At 66.1% G+C, this 23520-nt stretch carries 20 protein-coding genes; 11 read left to right on the top strand and 9 right to left on the bottom strand.

The features are described from left to right. Nucleotides 1-663, top strand: coding sequence for a bifunctional 4-hydroxy-2-oxoglutarate aldolase/2-dehydro-3-deoxy-phosphogluconate aldolase (locus M6E97_RS09125; RefSeq protein WP_003138452.1), 663 nt, complete (start codon nt 1-3; stop codon nt 661-663). An 89-nt stretch (nt 664-752) separates the two neighbouring features. Here M6E97_RS09125 and M6E97_RS09120 read toward each other — a convergent pair whose 3' ends face one another. After that, nucleotides 753-1190, bottom strand: coding sequence for an NUDIX hydrolase (locus M6E97_RS09120; protein ID WP_003107683.1), 438 nt, complete (start codon nt 1188-1190; stop codon nt 753-755). Between the two features lie 147 nt (nt 1191-1337). On the opposite strand from M6E97_RS09120, the gene rluB reads away from it, so the two are divergent. Both rluB and M6E97_RS09110 read left to right on the top strand, forming a co-directional pair. Beyond that, nucleotides 1338-2498, top strand: coding sequence for a 23S rRNA pseudouridine(2605) synthase RluB (gene rluB, locus M6E97_RS09115; protein WP_003113439.1), 1161 nt, complete (start codon nt 1338-1340; stop codon nt 2496-2498). Nucleotides 2499-2590: 92 nt separating this feature from the next. Then, a complete protein-coding gene (locus M6E97_RS09110; protein ID WP_033938074.1) occupies nt 2591-2968 on the top strand; it encodes a hypothetical protein in 378 nt (125 codons plus the stop codon). A gap of 103 nt (nt 2969-3071) precedes the next feature. Here the strand turns inward: M6E97_RS09110 and M6E97_RS09105 are convergent, their stop codons facing one another. The 8 genes from M6E97_RS09105 to M6E97_RS09070 all read right to left on the bottom strand — a co-directional run bounded on the left by M6E97_RS09105 (nt 3072) and on the right by M6E97_RS09070 (nt 10980). Beyond that, the gene (locus tag M6E97_RS09105) at nt 3072-3995 is read right to left on the bottom strand and encodes a GGDEF domain-containing protein (protein ID WP_003105929.1); all 924 of its coding nucleotides are present in this window, start codon (nt 3993-3995) and stop codon (nt 3072-3074) included. A gap of 228 nt (nt 3996-4223) precedes the next feature. Beyond that, nucleotides 4224-5438: a sodium/glutamate symporter gene (gene gltS, locus M6E97_RS09100; RefSeq protein ID WP_003091456.1), complete on the bottom strand. Its 1215-nt coding sequence runs from the start codon at nt 5436-5438 to the stop codon at nt 4224-4226. 38 nt (nt 5439-5476) lie between these two features. Continuing rightward, nucleotides 5477-6412 (bottom strand): formimidoylglutamase, encoded by a 936-nt coding sequence (gene hutG / locus M6E97_RS09095; protein WP_033938073.1) that lies wholly within the window; start codon nt 6410-6412, stop codon nt 5477-5479. Between the two features lie 15 nt (nt 6413-6427). After that, complete coding sequence (locus tag M6E97_RS09090; RefSeq protein ID WP_003091454.1) at nt 6428-7156, bottom strand: IclR family transcriptional regulator; 729 nt, start codon at nt 7154-7156, stop codon at nt 6428-6430. 158 nt (nt 7157-7314) lie between these two features. Further along, on the bottom strand, nt 7315-8055 hold the full coding sequence (locus M6E97_RS09085; RefSeq protein WP_003091453.1) for a YciK family oxidoreductase: 741 nt from the start codon (nt 8053-8055) through the stop codon (nt 7315-7317). A gap of 64 nt (nt 8056-8119) precedes the next feature. Further along, on the bottom strand, nt 8120-8800 hold the full coding sequence (gene mupP / locus M6E97_RS09080; RefSeq protein WP_003119716.1) for an N-acetylmuramic acid 6-phosphate phosphatase MupP: 681 nt from the start codon (nt 8798-8800) through the stop codon (nt 8120-8122). Next, nucleotides 8797-9495: a bifunctional 2-polyprenyl-6-hydroxyphenol methylase/3-demethylubiquinol 3-O-methyltransferase UbiG gene (gene ubiG, locus M6E97_RS09075; RefSeq protein WP_003091451.1), complete on the bottom strand. Its 699-nt coding sequence runs from the start codon at nt 9493-9495 to the stop codon at nt 8797-8799. Before ubiG ends, mupP begins: the two co-directional genes overlap by 4 nt. A gap of 150 nt (nt 9496-9645) precedes the next feature. Then, entirely contained in the window at nt 9646-10980 is a 1335-nt protein-coding gene (locus tag M6E97_RS09070) for a TRZ/ATZ family hydrolase (protein ID WP_003091450.1), read from the bottom strand. A gap of 109 nt (nt 10981-11089) precedes the next feature. Between M6E97_RS09070 and mtnA the strand changes: the two genes are divergently transcribed. The 8 genes from mtnA (at nt 11090) to rpsA (ending at nt 23491) form a co-directional block, all read left to right on the top strand. Beyond that, the gene (gene mtnA, locus M6E97_RS09065; protein WP_003091449.1) at nt 11090-12166 is read left to right on the top strand and encodes an S-methyl-5-thioribose-1-phosphate isomerase; all 1077 of its coding nucleotides are present in this window, start codon (nt 11090-11092) and stop codon (nt 12164-12166) included. A gap of 236 nt (nt 12167-12402) precedes the next feature. Further along, nucleotides 12403-15174, top strand: coding sequence for a DNA gyrase subunit A (gyrA, locus tag M6E97_RS09060; protein ID WP_003091448.1), 2772 nt, complete (start codon nt 12403-12405; stop codon nt 15172-15174). A gap of 87 nt (nt 15175-15261) precedes the next feature. Further along, on the top strand, nt 15262-16347 hold the full coding sequence (gene serC / locus M6E97_RS09055; protein WP_003111764.1) for a 3-phosphoserine/phosphohydroxythreonine transaminase: 1086 nt from the start codon (nt 15262-15264) through the stop codon (nt 16345-16347). Further along, nucleotides 16347-17444, top strand: a complete 1098-nt coding sequence (gene pheA, locus M6E97_RS09050) for a prephenate dehydratase (RefSeq protein WP_003091446.1) — start codon at nt 16347-16349, stop codon at nt 17442-17444. The genes serC and pheA overlap by 1 nt, the downstream gene beginning before the upstream one ends. A gap of 68 nt (nt 17445-17512) precedes the next feature. Next, nucleotides 17513-18622, top strand: a complete 1110-nt coding sequence (hisC, locus tag M6E97_RS09045; protein WP_003130520.1) for a histidinol-phosphate transaminase — start codon at nt 17513-17515, stop codon at nt 18620-18622. Further along, complete coding sequence (locus M6E97_RS09040; protein ID WP_023091538.1) at nt 18615-20855, top strand: bifunctional prephenate dehydrogenase/3-phosphoshikimate 1-carboxyvinyltransferase; 2241 nt, start codon at nt 18615-18617, stop codon at nt 20853-20855. The genes hisC and M6E97_RS09040 overlap by 8 nt, the downstream gene beginning before the upstream one ends. Beyond that, on the top strand, nt 20855-21544 hold the full coding sequence (cmk, locus tag M6E97_RS09035) for a (d)CMP kinase (protein WP_003091443.1): 690 nt from the start codon (nt 20855-20857) through the stop codon (nt 21542-21544). Before M6E97_RS09040 ends, cmk begins: the two co-directional genes overlap by 1 nt. Before the next feature lie 267 nt (nt 21545-21811). Further along, the gene (rpsA, locus tag M6E97_RS09030; RefSeq protein WP_003091442.1) at nt 21812-23491 is read left to right on the top strand and encodes a 30S ribosomal protein S1; all 1680 of its coding nucleotides are present in this window, start codon (nt 21812-21814) and stop codon (nt 23489-23491) included. The last annotated feature ends 29 nt before the right edge of the window (nt 23492-23520 follow it).

The following is a 23520-nucleotide window of genomic DNA, read 5'->3' as shown; positions in this document are numbered from 1 at the left end:
ATGCACAACCTTGAACAGAAGACCGCCCGCATCGACACGCTGTGCCGGGAGGCGCGCATCCTCCCGGTGATCACCATCGACCGCGAGGCGGACATCCTGCCGATGGCCGATGCCCTCGCCGCCGGCGGCCTGACCGCCCTGGAGATCACCCTGCGCACGGCACACGGGCTGACCGCCATCCGTCGCCTCAGCGAGGAGCGCCCGCACCTGCGCATCGGCGCCGGCACCGTGCTCGACCCGCAGACCTTCGCCGCCGCGGAAAAGGCCGGGGCGAGCTTCGTGGTCACCCCGGGATGCACTGACGAGTTGCTGCGCTTCGCCCTGGACAGCGAAGTCCCGCTGTTGCCCGGCGTGGCCAGCGCTTCCGAGATCATGCTCGCCTACCGCCATGGCTACCGCCGCTTCAAGCTGTTTCCCGCCGAGGTCAGCGGCGGCCCGGCGGCGCTGAAGGCGTTCTCGGGACCATTCCCCGATATCCGCTTCTGCCCCACCGGAGGCGTCAGCCTGAACAATCTCGCCGACTACCTGGCGGTACCCAACGTGATGTGCGTCGGCGGCACCTGGATGCTGCCCAAGGCCGTGGTCGACCGCGGCGACTGGGCCCAGGTCGAGCGCCTCAGCCGCGAAGCCCTGGAGCGCTTCGCCGAGCACCGCAGACACTGAGACTGCCCGCCTGGGCATGCCCGGCTTCGGCCGGGTTTTTTTATGCCGTCCGGATTATCCGGGGCATGGAACGGCTGACGTCATCGGCGTTATTCGCCGATGCGCCGGCGTTCCCGCAGATAGTCGCCGAGCCGGCTCTGCAGGTAGGGTACGGCCATGGCATGCGCGAGGTAGGCGTCCACCTCCATCAATCGCCAGTATTGTCCTTCGTCGCCGAAGCGGATGGCCTCGAATTCGCGGTCCTCCAGGCGCGCCACCAGGAAGTAGGCGAAGGGCGCGCTGCCGCTGGTGCTCGGATACTGTCGCTGCCATTCGATACGAGGTTCTTCCAGGCGGATGGAGAACTCTTCCTCGAGTTCGCGCAGGGCGCATTCGGCAGGCGTCTCCAGGCCCTCGCGGCCGCCGCCGGGAAAGTCCCAGTAGCCGGGGAAGGGAATGCCGGGTTTTTCGTCGCGTTTGTAGACGACCAGGTGGTCGCCATAGAACAGCGCCAGCTTGGCGCCGCTGAAGGGAGGGACATCGTGCACCGGGGCCTCCGGGTGGCGGGGTGGGTGAACCCGGCCTAGTCTAGCGGGATTGTCCGGGTTTCCGCCCGGGGACGGTGCTTTGTCCTGACGAAGCGCGTATGATGCGCGCCCTTCGATTCGTTGCCAGCCACACCGGGAGGTGCCCAGATGAACGATACCCCAGAGAATCCCCACGTACCGGTCGGGGAAAAATTGCAGAAAGTCCTCGCCCGTCTCGGCGTCGGTTCCCGGCGCGACGTAGAAGTGTGGATCGCCGAAGGTCGGGTCAACGTCAATGGCAGCGTGGCCAGCCTCGGCCAGCGGGTCGACAGCCACGATGCGATCACCGTCGATGGCCACCTGATCCGCCGCGAAGAGGCCGCCGAGAGTGTCCGTCGCGTGCTGATCTACAACAAGCCGGAAGGCGAGGTCTGCACCCGCGACGATCCGGAAGGCCGCCCGACCATCTTCGACCGCCTGCCGCGCCTGCGCACCGGTCGCTGGATCAATGTCGGTCGCCTGGACATCAATACCACCGGCCTGCTGCTGTTCACCACCGATGGCGAACTGGCCAACCGCCTGATGCATCCTTCCTATGAGATGGACCGTGAATACGCGGTACGGGTGCGCGGCGAGGTCACCGAAGAGATGATCGAGCGCCTGCTCAACGGCGTGATGCTCGAGGACGGCCCGGCCAAGTTCAGCGATATCCAGCAGGCGCCGGGCGGCGAAGGCTTCAACCACTGGTACCACTGCGTAGTGATGGAGGGCCGCAACCGCGAGGTGCGCCGGTTGTGGGAATCCCAGGGATTGGTGGTCAGCCGCCTGAAGCGAGTGCGTTTCGGCCCGGTGTTCCTGACCTCCGAGCTGACCATGGGCCGCTACCGCGAAATGGACCAGCGCGAAATCGACATCCTCAGCGAGGAAGTCGGCCTCAAGCCGGTGGCGCTGCCGGGCATGACCACCAAGGCGCGCGAGAAGGCCGAACGCCAGCAGCGCAAGCAGGCCCGTCCGCTGGCGCGCAGCGAGCGTCCGGAAGCCGGGCGCAAGCGTGCGCCAAGGCGCGAGGACGGCGAGAATGCCGCTCGTCGCGCGCCGGCTTCGCGTCCCGCGCGCGGTCCGCAGCCGAGCGCCGAGCGCAAGGGGCGCGAGCAGGGCACTCCGGTTGCCGAGCGGCCCCGCGAGAGCAACCGCAAGCCGCGCCCGAGCAAGCCGCGCGACGAGCGTCCGGCCAGCGCGCCGGGCGACAAGCCGGCGGCCCGCAAGCCGCAGGTCAAGCGGCGGCCGAAACCGGCCGGCGACGGTATGCGTCCGGGCTTCCGCCGCTGAGCGGAAAGCGCCCTGGAAAGGCCCCTTCGGGGGCCTTTTTCATGCCTGGGAATCGGTGTCTAATGATCGCTCGCACACAAGGAGGTGGTGAAATGCACAGGATCCTGGCTATCGCGCTCTGCATGCTATGGAGCGTCGCCGGGCTGGCCGAGGATGCGGCGATGCCGGCGCAGAGCTGTGCAAGCCTTGACGAGGCGACGGCCGGCCCCGAGGTCAACTTCCGTCCGCCCCTGGAGGGCGAGGTAATCGACAAGGGGCGCGCCTATTTCCACAGCGCGCCGCGTGCCGACTGTGTCACCGGGGTCTTCGTGATTCCCGGCGACTTCATCACTGTCTACAAGCCGAGCGGCGAGTGGCTGAACGTCATGTACGTGGCTCGAGACGGCAAGGAAACCAGCGGCTGGCTGCTGGAGAAACGCGTCCGCTTGCGCCAGGCCTATGGCGCCCCGGACGAGCCGGCGCAGCCATAAGCGGCAGGACCTTGGCGGAAACCGTGACTGCGCCGGTGAGAGCCGTCGCTACTGCCGTCGCCCGATGCGCCTGCTCCGCGCTTCGGGGGCGAGTCGGTAAGCCTCAGGCGCAGCGCAGGCGGTTGCGGCCGTCGCGCTTGGCTTCGTAGAGCGCCTCGTCGACCCGTCGCAGCAGGTCGTCGCTGCCTTCGCCGGGCCGCAGGTCGGCGCAACCGAGGCTGATCGACAGCTTCAGCGGTTCGCCGGCGTGCCGGTAGTCCAGTTCCTCCACCGCCTGGCGCAGGCGTTCGCCGACCATGCAGGCAGCCTGCAGCGGCGTGCTGGACAGCAGGACGAGGAATTCCTCGCCGCCGAAGCGGAACACCATGTCGACATTGCGCAGGTGGTCCTTGATGGTTTCCGCCACGGCCTTGAGGGCTTCGTCGCCGACGGCGTGACCGTAGTGGTCGTTGACCCGCTTGAAGTGGTCGATATCGAGCATCAGCACCGAGAGCGGTTGCAGGTTGCGCCGGGCCAGTTCCAGTTCGCGGCCGAGCGCCTGGTCCATGGCGATGCGGTTGCCGGTGCCGGTCAGGGCGTCGCGCAGGGCGGTCTGGATCGCGGCGCGATAGAGCAGGGCGTTGCGCAGCGGGAACAGCAGGGTGCCGAGCAGGCTCTCCAGTTGCCGTTGTTCGTCTTCGCCGAGGCGCTGGCGGCGACGGAAGATCAGTTCGCCGAGGTAGTCGCTGTCATGGCTCAGGCGATAGCTCACCGAATGCTTGGCGCTGCTGCCGAACTCCAGGCGCAGGTCGGAGCCCGGATGGCGGTAGCCAAGGGCATCCAGCGGGATCAGTTGGCGGACTTCCTCGAAGAACAGGCCGAGAATCCGCTCCGCCTCCAGGCTGCTCTGCAACTGTAGGGTCAGTTGCTGGCGCAACTCCGTCAGGTTGCTGGCGCGCGGCCCGCTGGCGTTGCCGCCGGGCTGGGGGCCGCGCTTCTGCTTGGCGGCGTCGAAATCGATGGTATTGGACTGCTTGGGAGGAGCCATGCGCGGAACCTCTGGCGCGAAAGACGGCGACAGTAGGGCTAAGGCGAGTTTCGTGCCAGCCAACTGAAGAACGGAGAAATCAGAGGCACAGACAGGTTTTCCTAGGAATGGTTTCCACATTCTGTAGGAATTTCGGAGAGATTTCGACGGAATAATGGCGTTTTGCTGGCGAGTGGCCGAGGCGCTCGTCGGAAAGCTGGCGCTCCGCTAGCGGAGCGCCGCCATGGTTCAACTGAAGGCGTTGATGAACCAGGTGATCGCCGGGATGGCGACGAGATCGATCAGTACCGCGCCGCACAGGGGCACGATGATGAAGGCCTTGTGCGAGAACACCCGATAGTGCTCGCAGACCGCGCCCATGTTGGCCACCGCGTTGGGCGTGGCGCCCAGGCCGTGGCCGAGGAAGCCGGCGCAGAGCACCGCCGCGTCGTAGTTGCGGCCGAGCAGGCGGAACAGCACGAAGATCGTCAGCAGCAACAGCACCGCGACCTGGATGAACAGTACGCCGAGCAGCGGCAGGCCGAGGTTCTCCAGCTCCCAGAACTTCAGGCTCATCATCGCCATGGTCAGGAAGATGCCCAGGCAGACGTCGCCCAGGGTACCGACGGCGTGGTCCGGAATGCGCAGCCAGCCGAGCCGGTCGTCGAGGTTGCGCAGGACGATGGCGATGAACATCGCCCCGACATAACTGGGCAGCACCAGGCCCAGGCGTTCCTGGAGCGCGTCGCCGAGCCAGAAGCCGAGCACCATCACCAGCAGCACGCAGGTCAGCAGGCGCAGCAGGAGATTGCCGTCCAGCGTGGCCGCCGCATGCTGGCGTCGCTCCTGCTGCCCGAGGGCTTCCAGCCGATTGTCGCTTTCCGCCTGCACCGGCAGGCGGTTGCGTTCGATCAGCCAGCGCGCCACCGGGCTGCCGAGCAGCCCGCCAGCGACCATGCCGAAGGTGGCCGAGGCCAGCGCCACGGTGGTCGCGCCCTGGGCGCCGAGCCCTTCCGCAACCGGGCCGAAGGCCGCCGCCGCGCCGAAGCCGCCTTCCAGCGACACCGCGCCGGCCATGATCCCGAGCAACGGGTCGAGGCCGAGCAGTCCGGCGCTGCCTACGCCGATCAGGTTCTGCAGTATCGCCAGCGCCCAGCAGGCCGACAGGTAGACCAGCAGGGTCTTGCCGCCCTTGCGCAGCAGGCCGAGGCTGCCACCGAGGCCGACGGTGGTGAAGAACGCCACCATCAGGGGCGTCTGCAGGCTGGTGTCGAGGCCGATGTCGAGCCAGCCGCGATCCCTGAGCAGCCAGACCAGGAAGGCGAAGCCGAAGCCGGCGATCACCGGCGACGGTACGCACAGACGTGTCAGCCAGCGGCTGCGCTTCTTCAATTGGCTGCCGAGGGCGAGCAGGAGCAGGGCGAGGGCGGTGGTGGACAGGGCGTCCAGGTGCAATGTCGGCATGGCGGGGCTCTATTGTTGTTGTGTGGGCGAAAGGGCGATCAGTTGACCAGGCTGTCGACCAGGCGCGCGGCGATCCGGGCGGTGCGCTGGTCGCTATCGAGTTGCGGGTTGAGTTCGGCGATGTCGGCCAGGCGCAGCTTGCCGCTGGCCTTGGCGCGGCGGACCAGGTGCTCCACCACCGGCATCTCCACGCCGTGCGCCGAGGGCGCGCTGACGCCGGGCGCCTGGGCGGCCGGGAGCACGTCGAGGCAAACGGTCAGGTAGAGGTGGTCGACGGATTGCAGGAAGCTGTTGAGGAAGGCTTCGCTGCGTTCCAGGTTCCATGGCTGCAACTGACGGTCCAGCAGGTAGCGCACACCCAGGCGCTGGGCCTGGTCGAACAGCGCCGCGGTGTTGCTCAGGCGGCTGATGCCCAGGCAGCAGTAGGCGAACGGCCAGTCGCAGGCCTGGCAGAGTTCGGCGATCTGGCGGAACGGCGTGCCGGAGCTGGCCCGTTCGGCGTGGCGCAGGTCGAAATGCGCGTCGAAATTGAGGATACCGATGCGCGGCAGGCGCTCATGCCGACTCAGGTGGCGGGCGAGGCCGGCGAAGCTGGCGTAGGCGATTTCGTGGCCGCCGCCCAGGCCGACCACCCGGTGGCCGCGCGCGAGCAGGTCGGCGACGCGTTGCGCGTAGCGTTCCTGGGCGGCTTCCAGATCGTCGCCGGCGACGATGTCGCCGGCATCGTAGATCGCTTGCTCGCCGTGCCAGGCCAGGTTGGCCAGCGCGCGACGCAAGGCCGGCGGTCCGTGGCGCGCGCCCTGGCGACCCTGGTTGCGGCGCACGCCTTCGTCGCTGGCGAAACCGAGCAGCACGCTGGCCGCTTCGGCGTCGTCTGCGTAGGGGCGCATCCATTGGTGCCAGCGCCGCGCGTCGGCGCCTTCCTGGCTATCGATCCGGCCTTGCCAGAGGCTCATGTCGGGGGCGGGGTACATCGAAACTCCTGTTGGTCAGTCCAGCCGCGCGGAAAGTCGCGCGGCGGCGTCAAGGGTCCATTGCCGCAAGCGTTCGCTGCGCGACTGGGCGCGCAAGGCGGGGGCCATCAGGCTGAGGGCGCCGTGCAGGCGCTGGCGGCTGTCCAGCAGCGGTACGCTGATGCCCCAGACGCCTTCGTCGATCTCGCCCTGGCTGACGGCGTAGCCCTGTTCGCGGATCAGCCGGAGTTCCTGCTCCAGCTTGTCGATACGCTCGGCGGAGAGTTCCTGGGCGAGGTACAGCTCCTCGCGCCGTTCGTCCTCCAGGTGCGCCAGCAGGGCTTTGGCCGAGGCGCCATGCAACAGCGGCTGCGCCAGCCCTTTCTGGTAGCAGCAGCGCAGCGGCTGCGGACTGTCGAACAGTTCCAGGCAGATCGCCTGCTGGTTGCTGGCCACCATCAGCGCCACGCTCTCCTGGCTCAGGTCGGCCAGGCGTTTGAGTTCCGGTTTGGCGAGACCGATCAGCGAGGCCTCGCGATCGAATTTCTTCGCCAGTTGCAGGCAGGCCGGGCCGGGCAGGTAGCGGCCCTGTCCGGCCTGTTCTTCGGCCAGGCCCCAGCGCAACAGGGTCTTCAGGTGCCGGTAGGTGCTGCTCAGCGGCTGCTCCAGGGTCAGCGACAGCTCCTTGGCAGACAGGGCTTCGGGAGCCTGGCCGAGGGCAATGAGGATCTGCAGCAGGCGATCGGTGGGGGAATGCTTCGACATGGGAACTCCTTGACCCACAGGGTGAAGGCGATTTCCCGGAAAATGAAACCACTTTCCCACTCAGTGGGAAAAATATGCAAAAAGAATGGGAAGTTCCGGACGGGAAGAGGGAAAAGAAGGACAGGGCAGCCTCGCCGGGCGGCGAGGCTGCCGGGGAATCACTGGGCGTCGAAGGCCTGGCCGTTGACGCCGGCGCTGTCCGGCCCCATGAGGTACAGGTAGACCGGCATGATCTCCTCGCCGGTGGGGTTGTTCAGCGGGTTTTCCCCAGGGTAGGCGAGGGCGCGCATGCTGGTGCGGGTGGCGCCGGGGTTGACGCTGTTGGCGCGGATCGCGCTGGTACCGTCGAGTTCGTCGGCAAGGGTCTGCATCAGGCCCTCGGTGGCGAACTTCGATACCGAATAGGCGCCCCAGTAGGCGCGGCCCTTCCGGCCCACGCTGCTCGAGGTGAAGATGATCGAGGCGTCGCTGGAGAGCTTCATCAGCGGCAGCATGGCGGTGGTCAGCATGAACATGGCATTGACGTTCACCTGCATCACGCGCATGAAGTTCTCCCCGGAAATCTGCTGCATCGGCGAGCGCGGACCGAGGATCGAAGCGTTGTGCAGCAGGCCGTCGATGCGGCCGAACTCGTTCTCCAGGGTTGCCGCCAGTTCCTCGAACTGGTGCGGCTGGGCGGTCTCCAGGTTGAACGGGATCACGGCGGCCTGCGGATGGCCGGCGGCCTCGATGGCGTCGTAGACCTCGTTCAGGTACTCCTCGGTCTTGCCCAGCAGCAGCACGGTGGCGCCGTGGGCGGCGAAGGTCTTGGCGGCGGCGGCGCCGATGCCGCGGCCGGCGCCGGTGACCAGGATCACGCGGTCTTTCAGCAGGTCGGGGCGGGCGGAGTACTGGAACATGTCGAATCCTTTGAATGCATGACCCGCCTGGCGGCGGGTCGTTGTCTGTCGGCGGCGCTGCGGATCAGCAGTCGCAGAGCGCGCGGTCGAGAACGTCGATGAGTTCGCGCGGGTGGTCGACGATCACGTCGGCGCCCCAGTGCGCGGGGTTGTCTTCGGGGTGGATGTAGCCGTAGCGCACCGCCGCGGTCTTGGTTCCGGCGTCGCGGCCGGATTCGATGTCGCGCAGGTCGTCGCCGATGAACAGCACCCTCGACGGATCGATGCCGAGCTGGCTACAGGCCAGTAGCAGCGGCTCGGGATCGGGCTTGCTGCGGGTCACGTGGTCCGGGCAGACCAGCACCCTGGAACGCTCGGCGTAGCCCAGGCGCTGCATGATCGGTTCGGCGAAGCGCACCGGCTTGTTGGTCACCACGCCCCAGATCAACCCGGCTTTCTCGATCGCCGCAAGCAGTTCGGGGATGCCGTCGTAGGGCCGGCTGAGAACCGCGCAATGCTCCTGGTAGCGGTCGAGGAACTCCTGGCGCAGGGGTTCCAGTTCCGGGCTGTCCAGCGACAGGCCGAAGGCCGCGGCAACCATCGCGCGCGCGCCGCCGGAGACCACGTCGCGCACCCGTTGCTCGTCCACCGGCGGCAGGCCGTGGGCGGCACGCATGGCCTGGGTGATGGCGATGAAGTCCGGCGCCGTGTCGAGCAGGGTGCCATCCATGTCGAACAGTACCGCTTTGAGCCGCATGCGCTTCACGCCTCCCGCTGGGTCTGGACCATGTAGTTGACGTCGACGTCGTTGGCCAGCTTGTAGTGCTTGGTCAGCGGGTTGTAGGTCAGGCCGATGATGTCCTTGACCTCGAGACCGGCCTCGCGCGACCAGGCGCCGAGTTCCGACGGACGGATGAACTTGCGGAAATCGTGGGTCCCGCGCGGCAGCAACTGGAGGATGTATTCCGCGCCGATCACCGCGAACAGGTAGGCCTTGGGATTGCGGTTGATGGTCGAGAGGAAAACCTGTCCGCCCGGCTTGACCAGGCGGTGGCAGGCGCGGATCACCGAGGCCGGGTCCGGCACGTGTTCGAGCATCTCCAGGCAGGTGACCACGTCGAACTGCCCGGGCATTTCCTCGGCCATCTGCTCGGCGGTGATCTGCCGGTAGTCGACGGCGACGCCGGATTCCAGTTGGTGCAGGCGCGCCACCGCGAGCGGCGCTTCGCCCATGTCGATGCCGGTGACGTTGGCGCCGCGCTGGGCCATGGCTTCGCTGAGGATGCCGCCGCCGCAACCGATGTCGAGCACCTTCTTGCCGGCCAGGCCGGCGCGCTCGTCGATCCAGTTGACGCGCAGCGGGTTGATGTCGTGGAGCGGCTTGAACTCGCTCTCGCGGTCCCACCAGCGATGGGCCAGTGCCTCGAATTTGGCGATCTCGGCGTGGTCGACGTTGCTCATAATCGTTCCCGTTGAAGAGTGAAGCCTTTGGGGGAAGGGCCGCCGCGGCGGAATCCAATCCTTCATGTTGCCAGCTTTGGCAGAGGGATGGGGCCGGCGGCGGTTTGCCTTCCTATGTCAGTTTGTCGCAGCGGGCCGGCCCGCCGCGGTTCAGGACCTGTCGCTGGCGGCGATCTTCGCCCCCCATTCGCGGGCCCTGGCGATCAGGCGCTGTTCGTCGTGACGGAGCAGGCGGCCGTCGTCGAGGAGTTGCCTGCCGCCGACCCAGACATGCCGCACGCAGTCGCGGCCGCTGGCATAGATAAGTTGCGAAACCGGGTCGTAGACCGGTTGCTGGGCCAGGCCGGACAGGTCGAAGGCCACCAGATCGGCGGCCTTGCCGGCTTCCAGGGAGCCGATCAGGCGCTCCAGGCCAAGCGCGCGGGCGCCGTTCAGGGTGGCCATGCGCAGCGCGCGGTGGGCGTCGAGGGCGGTGGCCTGGCCGTACACGGCCTTGGCCAGCAGCGCCGCGGTGCGGGTCTCGCCGAGCAGGTCGAGATCGTTGTTGCTCGCCGCGCCGTCGGTGCCGATGGCCACGTTGACCCCGGCCTGCCAGAGCTTTTCCACCGGGCAGAAGCCGCTGGCCAGCTTGAGGTTGGATTCCGGGCAGTGGATCACCGAACTGTTGGTTTCCACCAGCATCGCCAGGTCGTCGTCGTCCACCTGGGTCATGTGCACTGCCTGGAAGCGCGGGCCGAGCAGGCCGAGGCGGTGCAGGCGGGCCAACGGGCGCTCGCCGTTGCGCTCCATGGCCTGCTCCACCTCGAAGGCGGTCTCGTGGACGTGCATCTGGATGCTGGCGTCGAGTTCCTCGGTGAGCACCAGGATCTGCTCCAGCTTGTCGTCGCTCACCGTATAAGGTGCGTGCGGGCCGAAGGCGATGCGGATGCGCGGGTGGTGCTTGAGGTCGTCGAACAGCGCCATGCCCTGGCGGATCGCCTCGGCGCTGTCGCGGGCGCCGGGGATCGGGAAGTCCAGCACCGGGATCGCCACCTGGGCGCGTACCCCGCTGTCATGGACCACGCCGCAGATGGCCTGTGGATAGAAGTACATGTCGGAGAAACAGGTGATGCCGCCCTTTACCTGTTCGGCGATGGCCAGCTCCGTGCCGTCGCGGATGAAATCCTCGCTGACCCATTGGCCTTCGGCCGGCCAGATGTGGTCCTGCAGCCAGGTCATCAGCGGCAGGTCGTCGGCGAGACCGCGGAACAGACTCATTGCCGAATGGCCGTGGGCGTTGACCAGGCCGGGGGCGAGCAGCATGCCGGGCAATTCGCGGATTTCCGTGGCGCCATGGCGCATGGCCTGCTCGCGCGGCGCGACCAGGGCGATCTGGCCGTCGCGGATGCCCAGCGCGTGATCGCGCAGCACCACCCCGGCGGGCTCCACGGGGACGATCCAGGTCGGCAGCAGGAGGAGGTCGAAGGGGTTACGGACGTTGGGCATGGCGGCGCATCCTGGGCGCAGAGCGGGAAGCCGGAAGTATACCCGAGCGTCCGCGGCTGGGGCTCGTTATAATCCGCAGCTTTTCCGTGATTCAGCGAGAGGTGTGTGCATGCGAGAGCGACTGCTGGCGGCCGAGCGGGTCAAGGCGATCGAGTGGCGGGACGGTACGCTGCGGTTGCTGGATCAGCGCCTGCTGCCCCAGGAGGAGGTCTGGCTCGAACACGAGTCGGCGGCCGAGGTGGCCAAGGCCATTCGCGATATGGTCGTGCGCGGCGCGCCGGCCATCGGCATCAGCGCCGCCTACGGCATCGTCCTTGGCGCCCGCGCGCGCCTGGCGCAGGGCGGCGACTGGCGCGCCGCGCTGGAGGAGGACTTCCGCCTGCTGGCCGACTCGCGACCCACGGCGGTCAACCTGTTCTGGGCGCTGAACCGCATGCGCGACCGTCTGGAGCGTATGAAAGAGGGCGACCAGCCGCTGGCGGTGCTGGAAGCCGAGGCGATCTCCATCCATGAAAGCGACCGCGAGGCCAACCTGACCATGGCCCAGTTGGGCATGGAGCTGATCCGCAAGCAGCAGGGCAGCCCGCAGAACATCCTCACCCACTGCAATACCGGCGCCCTGGCGACCGGCGGGTTCGGCACCGCGCTGGGGGTGATCCGCGCCGCGCACCTGGAAGGCCTGGTCAATCGCATCTACGCCGACGAAACCCGGCCCTGGCTCCAGGGCTCGCGACTGACCGCCTGGGAGCTGGCCAACGAAGGCATCCCGGTCAGCCTGAACGTGGATTCGGCCGCCGCGCACCTGATGAAGACCGAGAACATCACCTGGGTCATCGTCGGCGCCGACCGCATCACCGCCAATGGCGATGTCGCCAACAAGATCGGGACCTACCAGTTGGCGGTCAACGCCATGCACCACGGCGTGCGCTTCATGGTGGTGGCGCCGAGTTCGACCATCGACATGAACCTGGAGAGCGGCGAGGACATCCCGATCGAAGAGCGCGACGGTCGCGAGCTGCTGGAAATCGGCGGGCGACGGGTAGCGGCCGAGGTCGATGCCTACAATCCGGTATTCGACGTGACCCCGGCGGACCTTATCGATGCCATCGTGACCGAGCGTGGCGTCGTCGAGCGTCCCGACGCCGAGCGCATGGCCGCCCTGATGAGCCGCAAGCGCCTGCATTGAACGAGGCGACTGGAGGTCGTCCCCGCCAGGGCCTTTGCCTTGGGCTGGGGCGTGGGCTGTGGTAAGCTCCGACGGTTATTCGAGCGCCCCGCGGAGGGGCCTCGAGAGTGCGCGAATCCTTGACTCAAGTCGTTGATTTGTAGTGAGTTGGCGCTGCTCGGGCATGCGCCGACCTACTTCGTTTGCCTCAGGATCGAGGCGGCGAAGTTCCACCAGAAAAAGGAACCAGGCTTCTCATGGGCGAACTGGCCAAAGAAATTCTCCCGGTCAATATCGAAGACGAGCTGAAACAGTCCTATCTCGACTACGCGATGAGCGTGATCGTCGGGCGGGCCCTGCCGGATGCACGTGACGGCCTGAAGCCGGTGCACCGCCGTGTGCTTTATGCCATGAGCGAGCTGGGCAACGACTGGAACAAGCCCTACAAGAAATCCGCCCGTGTGGTCGGCGACGTGATCGGTAAGTACCACCCGCACGGCGACACCGCGGTCTACGACACCATCGTGCGCATGGCGCAGCCGTTCTCGCTGCGCTACATGCTGGTAGACGGCCAGGGCAACTTCGGTTCGGTGGACGGCGACAACGCCGCAGCCATGCGATACACCGAAGTGCGCATGGCCAAGCTGGCCCACGAACTGCTGGCGGACCTGGAAAAGGAAACCGTCGACTGGGTGCCCAACTACGATGGCACCGAGCAGATCCCGGCGGTCATGCCGACCAAGATTCCCAACCTGCTGGTCAACGGTTCCAGCGGTATCGCCGTGGGCATGGCGACCAACATCCCGCCGCACAACCTCGGCGAAGTGATCGACGGCTGCCTGGCGCTGATGGACAACCCCGACCTGACCGTCGATGAGCTGATGCAGTACATCCCCGGTCCGGACTTCCCCACCGCCGGCATCATCAACGGCCGCGCCGGGATCATCGAGGCCTACCGCACCGGTCGCGGGCGCATCTACATCCGCGCCCGCGCCGTCGTCGAGGAGATGGAGAAGGGCGGCGGTCGCGAGCAGATCATCATCACCGAGCTGCCGTACCAATTGAACAAGGCGCGGTTGATCGAGAAGATCGCCGAACTGGTGAAAGAGAAGAAGATCGAGGGTATTTCCGAGCTGCGCGACGAGTCCGACAAGGACGGCATGCGCGTGGTCATCGAGCTGCGTCGCGGCGAGGTGGGCGAGGTGGTCCTCAACAACCTCTACGCCCAGACCCAGCTGCAGAGCGTGTTCGGCATCAACGTGGTGGCCCTGGTCGACGGCCAGCCGCGCACGCTGAACCTGAAGGACATGCTCGAAGTGTTCGTCCGCCACCGCCGTGAAGTGGTGACCCGGCGTACCGTCTACGAGCTGCGCAAGGCCCGCGAGCGCGGGCACATCCTGGAAGGCCAGGCGGTCGCCCTGTCGAACATCGATCCGGTGATCGAGCTGATCAAGAGTTCGCCGACCCCGGCCGAGGCCAAGGAACGCCTGATCGCCACTGCCTGGGAGTCCAGCGCGGTGGAGGCGATGGTCGAGCGTGCCGGCGCCGACGCCTGTCGTCCGGAAGATCTGGATCCGCAGTACGGCCTGCGCGACGGCAAGTACTACCTGTCGCCGGAACAGGCCCAGGCGATCCTCGAGCTGCGCCTGCATCGCCTGACCGGCCTGGAGCACGAGAAGCTGCTCTCCGAATACCAGGAAATCCTCAACCTGATCGGCGAGCTGATCCGCATCCTGACCAACCCGGCGCGCCTGATGGAGGTGATCCGTGAGGAACTGGAAGCGGTCAAGGCCGAATTCGGCGATGCTCGCCGCACCGAGATCGTGGCTTCCCAGGTCGACCTGACCATCGCCGACCTGATCACCGAGGAAGACCGCGTGGTGACCATTTCCCACGGCGGCTACGCCAAGTCCCAGCCGCTGGCCGCCTACCAGGCGCAGCGTCGCGGCGGCAAAGGCAAGTCCGCCACCGGGATGAAGGACGAGGACTACATCGAACACCTGCTGGTGGCCAACAGCCATGCGACCCTCCTGCTGTTCTCCAGCAAGGGCAAGGTCTACTGGCTGCGTACCTTCGAGATTCCGGAGGCCTCGCGTACCGCGCGTGGCCGGCCGCTGGTGAACCTGCTGCCGCTGGACGAGGGCGAGCGGATCACCGCGATGTTGCAGATCGACCTGGAGGCGCTGCAGCAGAACGGTGGCGCCGATGACGACCTCGACGAAGCCGAAGGCGCGGTGCTCGAGGGCGAGGTGGTTGAGGCCGCCGAGGTCGAGGAAGTCGAGGGCGAGACCGCCGAGCTGGTGGCCGAGCCGACCGGCGCCTACATCTTCATGGCCACCGCCTTCGGTACCGTGAAGAAGACCCCGCTGGTGCAGTTCAGCCGTCCGCGCAGCAGCGGCCTGATCGCGCTCAAGCTGGAAGAGGGCGACACCCTGATCGCCGCCGCGATCACCGATGGCGCCAAGGAAGTCATGCTGTTCTCCAGCGCCGGCAAGGTGATCCGCTTCGCCGAGAGCGTGGTGCGCATCATGGGCCGCAACGCCCGCGGCGTACGCGGCATGCGCCTGGGCAAGGGGCAGCAGCTGATCTCCATGCTGATTCCGGAGTCCGGGGCGCAGATCCTCACCGCCTCCGAGCGCGGCTTCGGCAAGCGTACCCCGCTGAGCAAGTTCCCGCGTCGCGGCCGTGGCGGCCAGGGGGTGATCGCCATGGTCACCAACGAGCGCAACGGCGCGCTGATCGCCGCGGTACAGGTCCAGGAAGGCGAGGAGATCATGCTGATTTCCGACCAGGGCACCCTGGTGCGGACGCGTGTCGACGAAGTCTCCCTGTCCGGCCGCAATACCCAGGGCGTAACCCTGATCAAGCTCGCCAGCGACGAGGTACTGGTCGGTCTGGAGCGTGTCCAGGAGCCGTCGGGCGGAGATGACGAGGACCTGCCCGAAGGGGAGGAAGCTGCCGAATCTCTGGGCGAGTCGGCCGAGTCCGAGTCCGAGCCCGCGGCGGAAGCGGAAGGCAACGAAGAGTAAGGCTCGGGGCGGGCGCCTGCGCCCGCCCGGCCGATGACGTCGGCGGATAACTCACGGCTATCCGCCCTACCTATAGCGAGAGTGGATGTGAGCAAGCGAGCCTTCAATTTCTGCGCCGGTCCCGCGGCGCTTCCCGACGCAGTTCTGCAACGTGCCCAGGCCGAGCTTCTCGACTGGCGGGGCAAGGGCCTTTCGGTCATGGAAATGAGCCACCGTAGTGATGACTACGTGGCCATCGCCAGCAAGGCCGAGCAGGACCTGCGCGACCTGCTCGACATTCCCTCGGACTACAAGGTGCTGTTCCTGCAGGGCGGCGCCAGCCAGCAGTTCGCCGAGATTCCGCTGAACCTGCTGCCCGAAGATGGCGTCGCCGACTATATCGATACCGGTATCTGGTCGAAGAAGGCCATCGAGGAGGCTCGTCGCTATGGCACCGTGAACGTCGCGGCCAGCGCCAAGGAGTACGACTACTTCGCCATTCCGGGTCAGAACGAGTGGACGCTGACCAAGGACGCGGCCTATGTGCACTACGCCTCCAACGAGACCATCGGCGGCCTCGAGTTCGACTGGATTCCCGAGACCGGCGACGTGCCGCTGGTCACCGACATGTCCTCCGATATCCTCTCGCGCCCGCTCGACGTGTCCCGCTTCGGCCTGATCTATGCCGGGGCGCAGAAGAACATCGGCCCGTCCGGCCTGGTGGTGGTGATCGTTCGCGAAGACCTGCTCGGCCGCGCCCGCAGCGTCTGCCCGACCATGCTCAACTACAAGATCGCCGCGGACAACGGTTCCATGTACAACACCCCGGCGACCTACTCCTGGTACCTGTCCGGCCTGGTCTTCGAATGGCTGAAGGAGCAGGGCGGGGTGACCGCGATGGAGCAGCGCAACCGCGCCAAGAAGGACCTGCTGTACAAGACCATCGATGCCAGCGACTTTTACACCAACCCGATCCAGCCGAGCGCCCGCTCCTGGATGAACGTGCCGTTCCGCCTGGCCGACGAGCGTCTCGACAAGCCGTTCCTGGAAGGCGCCGAGGCGCGCGGGCTGCTCAACCTGAAAGGCCACCGCTCGGTCGGCGGCATGCGCGCTTCCATCTACAACGCCCTTGGCCTGGACGCGGTCGAGGCGCTGGTCGCATACATGGCGGAGTTCGAGAAGGAGCACGGCTGATGGCGGACCAGGACCAGCTCAAGGCCTTGCGCCTGCGCATCGACAGCCTCGACGAGAAGTTGCTCGAGCTGATCAGCGAGCGTGCCCGTTGCGCCCAGGACGTGGCGCGAGTGAAGACCCAAACCCTGGGCGAGGGCGAGGCGCCGGTGTTCTACCGTCCCGAGCGCGAAGCCTGGGTGCTCAAGCACATCATGCAATTGAACAAGGGGCCGCTGGACAACGAAGAGGTCGCGCGGCTGTTCCGCGAGATCATGTCGTCCTGCCTGGCGCTTGAGCAGCCGCTGAAAGTGGCCTATCTCGGACCCGAGGGCACCTTTACCCAGGCCGCGGCACTCAAGCATTTCGGCAACGCGGTGATCAGCACGCCGATGGCGGCGATCGACGAGGTGTTCCGCGAGGTCGCCGCCGGCGCGGTGAACTTCGGCGTGGTGCCTGTGGAAAACTCCACCGAGGGGGCGGTCAACCATACCCTCGACAGCTTCCTCGAGCACGACATGGTGATCTGCGGCGAAGTCGAGTTGCGTATCCACCATCACCTGCTGGTCGGCGAAACCACCAAGACCGACAACATCACCCGGATCTATTCCCATGCCCAATCCCTCGCGCAATGTCGCAAGTGGCTGGACTCGCACTACCCGAGCGTCGAGCGGGTGGCGGTGTCGAGCAACGCCGACGCGGCCAAGCGGGTGAAGAGCGAGTGGAATTCGGCGGCGATCGCCGGCGACATGGCGGCCAGCCTGTACGACCTGAGCAAGCTGCACGAGAAGATCGAGGACCGCCCGGACAACTCCACGCGCTTCCTGATCATCGGCAACCAGGAGGTTCCGCCGACCGGCGACGACAAGACCTCGATCATCGTTTCCATGCGCAACAAGCCGGGAGCCCTGCACGAGCTGCTGGTACCGTTCCACAACAACGGTATCGACCTGACCCGCATCGAAACCCGCCCGTCGCGCAGCGGCAAATGGACCTACGTGTTCTTCATCGATTTCGTCGGCCACCATAAAGAACCGCTGATCAAGGACGTCCTGGAGAAGATCGGCCAGGAAGCCGTCGCCCTGAAGGTCCTGGGCTCCTATCCGAAAGCGGTGCTCTGAGCGCGCTGTCATTCCGAAGAGACGGGTCATCGATGAATGCCCCGTCCCGCGTCGAGGCTGAACTATCCATGTCCGATTTCCTTGCCCTGGCCCAGCCGGGGGTGCAAAAGCTGTCGCCCTACGTCCCTGGCAAGCCGGTGGACGAACTGGCCCGCGAGCTGGGCATCGACCCTGCGGCGATCGTCAAGCTCGCCAGCAACGAGAACCCGCTGGGTGCGAGCCCAAAGGCGCTGGAGGCTATCCGCGCCGAACTGGCGGAACTGACCCGTTATCCTGACGGCAACGGTTTCGAACTCAAGCGCAAGCTGGCCGAGCGTTGCGCGGTGGATGCGGCGCAGGTGACCCTGGGCAACGGCTCCAACGACATTCTCGACCTGGTCGCCCGTGCCTACCTCGCGCCTGGTCTGAACGCCGTGTTCAGCGAACATGCCTTCGCCGTCTACCCGATCGCCACCCAGGCCGTGGGCGCCGAGGGGCGGGCGGTCAAGGCGCGCGCCTGGGGGCATGACCTGGAAGCGATGCTCGCCGCCATCGATAGGCAAACTCGCGTGGTGTTCGTCGCCAACCCGAACAACCCGACCGGGACCTGGTTCGGTGCGGACGCCCTGGAGCGGTTCCTCGCCCAGGTGCCGGCGGAGGTGCTGGTGGTGCTGGACGAGGCCTATATCGAATACGCCGAGGGCGACGAGCTGCCCGATGGCCTGGACTACCTGGCGCACCATCCCAACCTGCTGGTCTCGCGGACCTTCTCCAAGGCCTATGGCCTGGCTTCGCTGCGGGTCGGCTACGCGCTTTCGAGCAAGGCGGTGGCCGATGTGCTCAACCGCGTGCGCCAGCCGTTCAATGTCAATAGCCTGGCCCTGGCGGCTGCCTGCGCGGCGCTGGATGACCATGACTACCTGGCGCAGAGTCGCCGCCTAAACGATTCCGGCATGGCGCAGCTGGAGGATGGCTTTCACGCGTTGGGCCTGTCCTGGATTCCCTCGAAGGGCAACTTCATCGCCGTGGATCTGGCTCGTGATGCCGGTCCGGTTTACCAGGCGCTGCTGCGCGAAGGCGTGATCGTGCGTCCGGTGGCTGGCTACGGGATGCCGACCTTCCTGCGCGTCTCCATCGGGCTGCCGGAAGAGAACGATCGTTTCCTCCAGGCGCTGGGCAAGGTGCTGGCGCATGACTGAGGTCACGCCGCTGCAACAGTCGACCCCTAAGCTGGGCCGCCTGGTGGTGGTGGGGCTGGGCCTGATCGGCGGCTCCTTCGCCAAGGGGTTGCGGAGCAAAGGGTTGTTCCGCGAAGTGGTCGGCGTGGATCGGGATGCCGAGTCTTGCCGCCTGGCGGTGGAACTCGGCGTGGTCGACCGTTGCGAGGAGGATCTTGGCCGCGCCTGCGTCGGCGCCGACGTGATCCAGCTGGCGGTGCCGATCCTGGCGATGGAACGGGTGCTGGCCGACCTGGCGAAACTCGATCTGGGCAAGGCTGTATTGACCGACGTTGGCAGCGCCAAGGGCAATATCGTGCGTGCCGCGCGTGCCGCGTTCGGCGGGATGCCGCGGTACCTGGTACCGGGGCATCCGATCGCGGGTTCCGAGCAGAGCGGAGTGACCGCGGCGAAGGCGACCCTGTTCCGCCGGCACAAGGTGATTCTCACGCCCTCCGCGGAGACCGATGCCGACGCGCTGGCGCTGGTCGACAGCCTGTGGCGCGCGCTGGGCGCGGACGTCGAGCACATGGAGGTCGAGCATCACGACGAGGTTCTGGCGGCCACCAGCCACCTGCCTCACCTGCTGGCCTTCACCCTGGTCGACTCCCTGGCCAAGCGCAGCGAGAACCTGGAGATCTTCCGCTATGCCGCCGGCGGTTTCCGTGATTTCACACGGATCGCCGGCAGCGACCCGGTGATGTGGCACGACATCTTTCTCGCCAATCGCGAGGCGGTGCTGCGTACACTGGATGTTTTTCGTGACGACCTCGACGCGCTGCGCGAGGCCGTCGACACTGGGGACGGGCACCAGTTGTTGGGCGTTTTCACGCGCGCCCGGGTAGCCCGTGAGCATTTCAGCAAAATCCTGGCCCGTCGGGCCTATGTGGACGCCATGCACAACAACGACCTGATTTATCTGGCCCAGCCGGGCGGCAGCCTGTCCGGAACCATCCGGGTACCGGGCGACAAGTCGATCTCCCATCGCTCGATCATGCTCGGCTCCCTGGCCGAAGGCACCACCGAAGTGGAGGGCTTCCTCGAGGGCGAGGACGCACTGGCAACCATCCAGGCGTTCCGCGACATGGGAGTGGTGATCGAGGGGCCGCAGAACGGCCGCGTCACCGTCCATGGCGTTGGCCTGCACGGCCTCAAGGCGCCGCCTGGGCCGATCTACCTGGGTAACTCCGGTACTTCCATGCGTCTGCTCAGCGGTCTGCTGGCGGCCCAGCCGTTCGACAGCACCCTGACCGGCGACGCTTCCCTTTCCAAGCGGCCGATGAATCGCGTAGCCAAGCCGCTGCGCGAAATGGGCGCGGTAATCGAGACGGGGCCGGAAGGCCGTCCGCCGATGACCATTCGCGGCGGCCAGCGCCTCACCGGTATGCATTACGACATGCCGATGGCCAGCGCCCAGGTGAAGTCCTGCCTGTTGCTCGCCGGGCTCTACGCCGCGGGTGAGACCTCGGTCACCGAGCCGGCGCCGACCCGCGACCACACCGAGCGCATGCTGCGCGGCTTCGGCTATCCGGTGGAGGTCGAGGGCAGCACCGCCAAGGTCGAATCCGGGCATAAGTTGAGCGCCACCCATATCGAGGTCCCGGCCGACATTTCCTCGGCAGCCTTCTTCCTGGTTGCCGCCAGTATCGCCGAAGGTTCGGAACTGGTCCTGCAGCACGTCGGCATCAACCCGACGCGCGTCGGCGTCATCGAGATCCTGCGCCTGATGGGTGGTGACCTGAGCCTGGAAAACCAGCGCGAGGTCGGCGGCGAGCCGGTCGCCGACATCCGCGTGCGCTCCGCGCGGCTCAAGGGCATCGACATTCCCGAGGACCTGGTGCCACTGGCCATCGACGAGTTCCCGGTACTCTTCGTGGCTGCCGCCTGCGCCGAGGGGCGCACCGTCCTGCGTGGCGCCGAAGAGCTGCGGGTCAAGGAGTCGGACCGTATCCAGGTCATGGCCGACGGCCTGAAGGCCCTGGGCGTGAAGGCCGAGCCGACCCCGGATGGCATCGTCATCGAGGGTGGTGCGTTCGGTGGCGGCGAAGTCTGGGCGCACGGCGACCACCGTATCGCCATGTCCTTCAGCGTCGCTTCGCTGCGCGCCAGCGGGCCGATCCGCATCCACGATTGCGCCAACGTCGCCACCTCCTTCCCCAACTTCCTCGCCCTGTGTGCCCAGACCGGTATCCGGGTCGCCGTGGAGAACAATTGATGAACGGCGCTGTACCGATGCTCGCCATCGATGGCCCCAGTGGCGCCGGCAAGGGCACGGTCGCCGGGCTGCTCGCCCGGCGCCTGGGCTGGAACCTGCTGGATTCCGGGGCGCTTTATCGGCTGTTGGCGTTCGCCGCGGTCAACCATGGTGTCGACCTGACCAATGAAGAGGCGCTGAAGGTCCTGGCTGCGCACCTCGATGTGCAGTTCGTCGCTGCCGATGGCAGCCATGGGCAGCGCATCATTCTCGAAGGCGAGGAAGTGACCGATGTGATCCGTACCGAGCAGGTCGGTGCCGGCGCCTCACAGGTCGCCGCCTTACCGGCCGTGCGCGATGCGTTGCTGCAGCGCCAGCGGGCGTTCCTCGAAGCGCCGGGGTTGGTGGCCGACGGCCGCGACATGGGCACCGTGGTGTTTCCCGATGCGCCTCTGAAGATCTTCCTCACCGCCTCGGCGGAGGAGCGTGCGCGTCGACGCTACCTGCAGTTGAAGGCGAAGGGCGCGGATGTCGACCAGTCTGCCTTGCTGGAAGAAATCCGCGAGCGCGACGAGCGCGACAGCCAGCGCGCGGTCGCGCCGCTGAAACCGGCCGATGACGCGATCCTGCTGGACTCCACCGAAATGAGCATCGAGGCGGTGGTCGAGACGATCATCCGGCACTGCGAGCGGCAGGGCTGGGACGTCTGAGGTTTCGGCGCGGGAATTGACGATACAGGGCCTGGTTGCTAATATTCCAGACCTTATGTTGTGGCGTTTTGCAGGTGCGGCGAGGGTTGCCTCCCGACTTGCCTGGCGCCATCGCAGAACAACCCAACTGGGCATTCCCATTCGGGAGTGCAATCAGAAGCTAGCAGGAAACCAGCAAATTGTCCTGCGGCTTCATTTAATGACTTGACCGCATTGGCTGGTGATGCGGAATCGGGCCCTTCCGGGCCTTTGACTACAGGTATGAACATGAGCGAAAGCTTCGCAGAACTCTTTGAAGAAAGTCTGAAATCCCTCGACATGCAGCCGGGTGCCATCATCACCGGCATCGTGGTCGACATCGATGGTGACTGGGTCACCGTCCATGCCGGTCTGAAATCCGAGGGCGTCATCCCGGTCGAGCAGTTCTACAACGAACAGGGCGAACTGACCATCAAGGTGGGTGACGAAGTCCACGTCGCACTGGACGCGGTAGAAGACGGCTTTGGCGAGACCAAGCTGTCCCGCGAGAAAGCCAAGCGCGCCGAGAGCTGGATTGTTCTGGAAGCGGCTTTCGCTGCCGACGAAGTGGTCAAGGGCGTCATCAACGGCAAGGTCAAGGGCGGTTTCACCGTCGACGTCAACGGCATCCGCGCGTTCCTGCCGGGTTCGCTGGTCGACGTGCGTCCGGTTCGCGACACCACCCACCTGGAAGGCAAAGAGCTCGAGTTCAAGGTCATCAAGCTCGACCAGAAGCGCAACAACGTTGTCGTTTCCCGCCGCAGCGTCCTGGAAGCCGAGAACAGCGCCGAGCGTGAAGCTCTGCTGGAATCGCTGCAGGAAGGCCAGCAGGTCAAGGGTATCGTCAAGAACCTCACCGACTACGGCGCATTCGTGGACCTGGGCGGCGTAGACGGCCTGCTGCACATCACCGACATGGCCTGGAAGCGCATCAAGCATCCGTCCGAGATCGTCAACGTTGGCGACGAGATCGACGTCAAGGTCCTGAAGTTCGACCGCGAGCGCAACCGTGTATCCCTGGGCCTGAAGCAACTGGGCGAAGACCCGTGGGTTGCCATCAAGGCGCGTTACCCGGAAGGCACCCGCGTCATGGCCCGCGTCACCAACCTCACCGACTACGGCTGCTTCGCCGAGCTGGAAGAGGGCGTGGAAGGCCTGGTACACGTCTCCGAAATGGACTGGACCAACAAGAACATCCATCCGTCGAAAGTCGTCCAGGTTGGCGACGAAGTGGAAGTTCAGGTTCTGGACATCGACGAAGAGCGTCGTCGTATCTCCCTGGGTATCAAGCAGTGCAAATCCAACCCGTGGGAAGACTTCTCCAGCCAGTTCAACAAGGGTGACCGTATCTCCGGTACCATCAAGTCGATCACCGACTTCGGTATCTTCATCGGTCTGGACGGCGGCATCGACGGCCTGGTCCACCTGTCCGACATCTCCTGGAACGAAGTCGGCGAAGAAGCCGTACGTCGCTTCAAGAAGGGCGACGAGCTGGAAACCGTCATCCTGTCGGTCGACCCGGAGCGCGAGCGCATCTCCCTGGGCATCAAGCAGCTGGAAGACGATCCGTTCTCCAACTACGCGTCCCTGCACGAGAAAGGCAGCATCGTCCGCGGTACCGTGAAGGAAGTCGACGCCAAAGGCGCTGTCATCAGCCTGGGCGACGACATCGAAGGTATCCTGAAGGCTTCCGAAATCAGCCGTGACCGCGTCGAAGACGCGCGCAACGTCCTGAAGGAAGGCGAGGAAGTCGAAGCCAAGATCATCAGCATCGACCGCAAGAGCCGCGTCATCAGCCTCTCCGTCAAGTCCAAGGACGTCGACGACGAGAAGGACGCAATGAAAGAACTGCGTAAGCAGGAAGTAGAAAGCGCTGGTCCGACCACCATCGGTGATCTGATCCGTGCTCAGATGGAGAATCAGGGCTAAGTCTCTGATCCATCATGAAAAAGGGCGGC

It is taken from the genome of Pseudomonas sp. B111, from assembly GCF_026428275.1.
GTDB lineage: Bacteria > Pseudomonadota > Gammaproteobacteria > Pseudomonadales > Pseudomonadaceae > Pseudomonas > Pseudomonas aeruginosa.
Note: the sequence above shows the minus strand (reverse complement) of the source record. Positions and strands in the feature narration are given on the sequence as shown.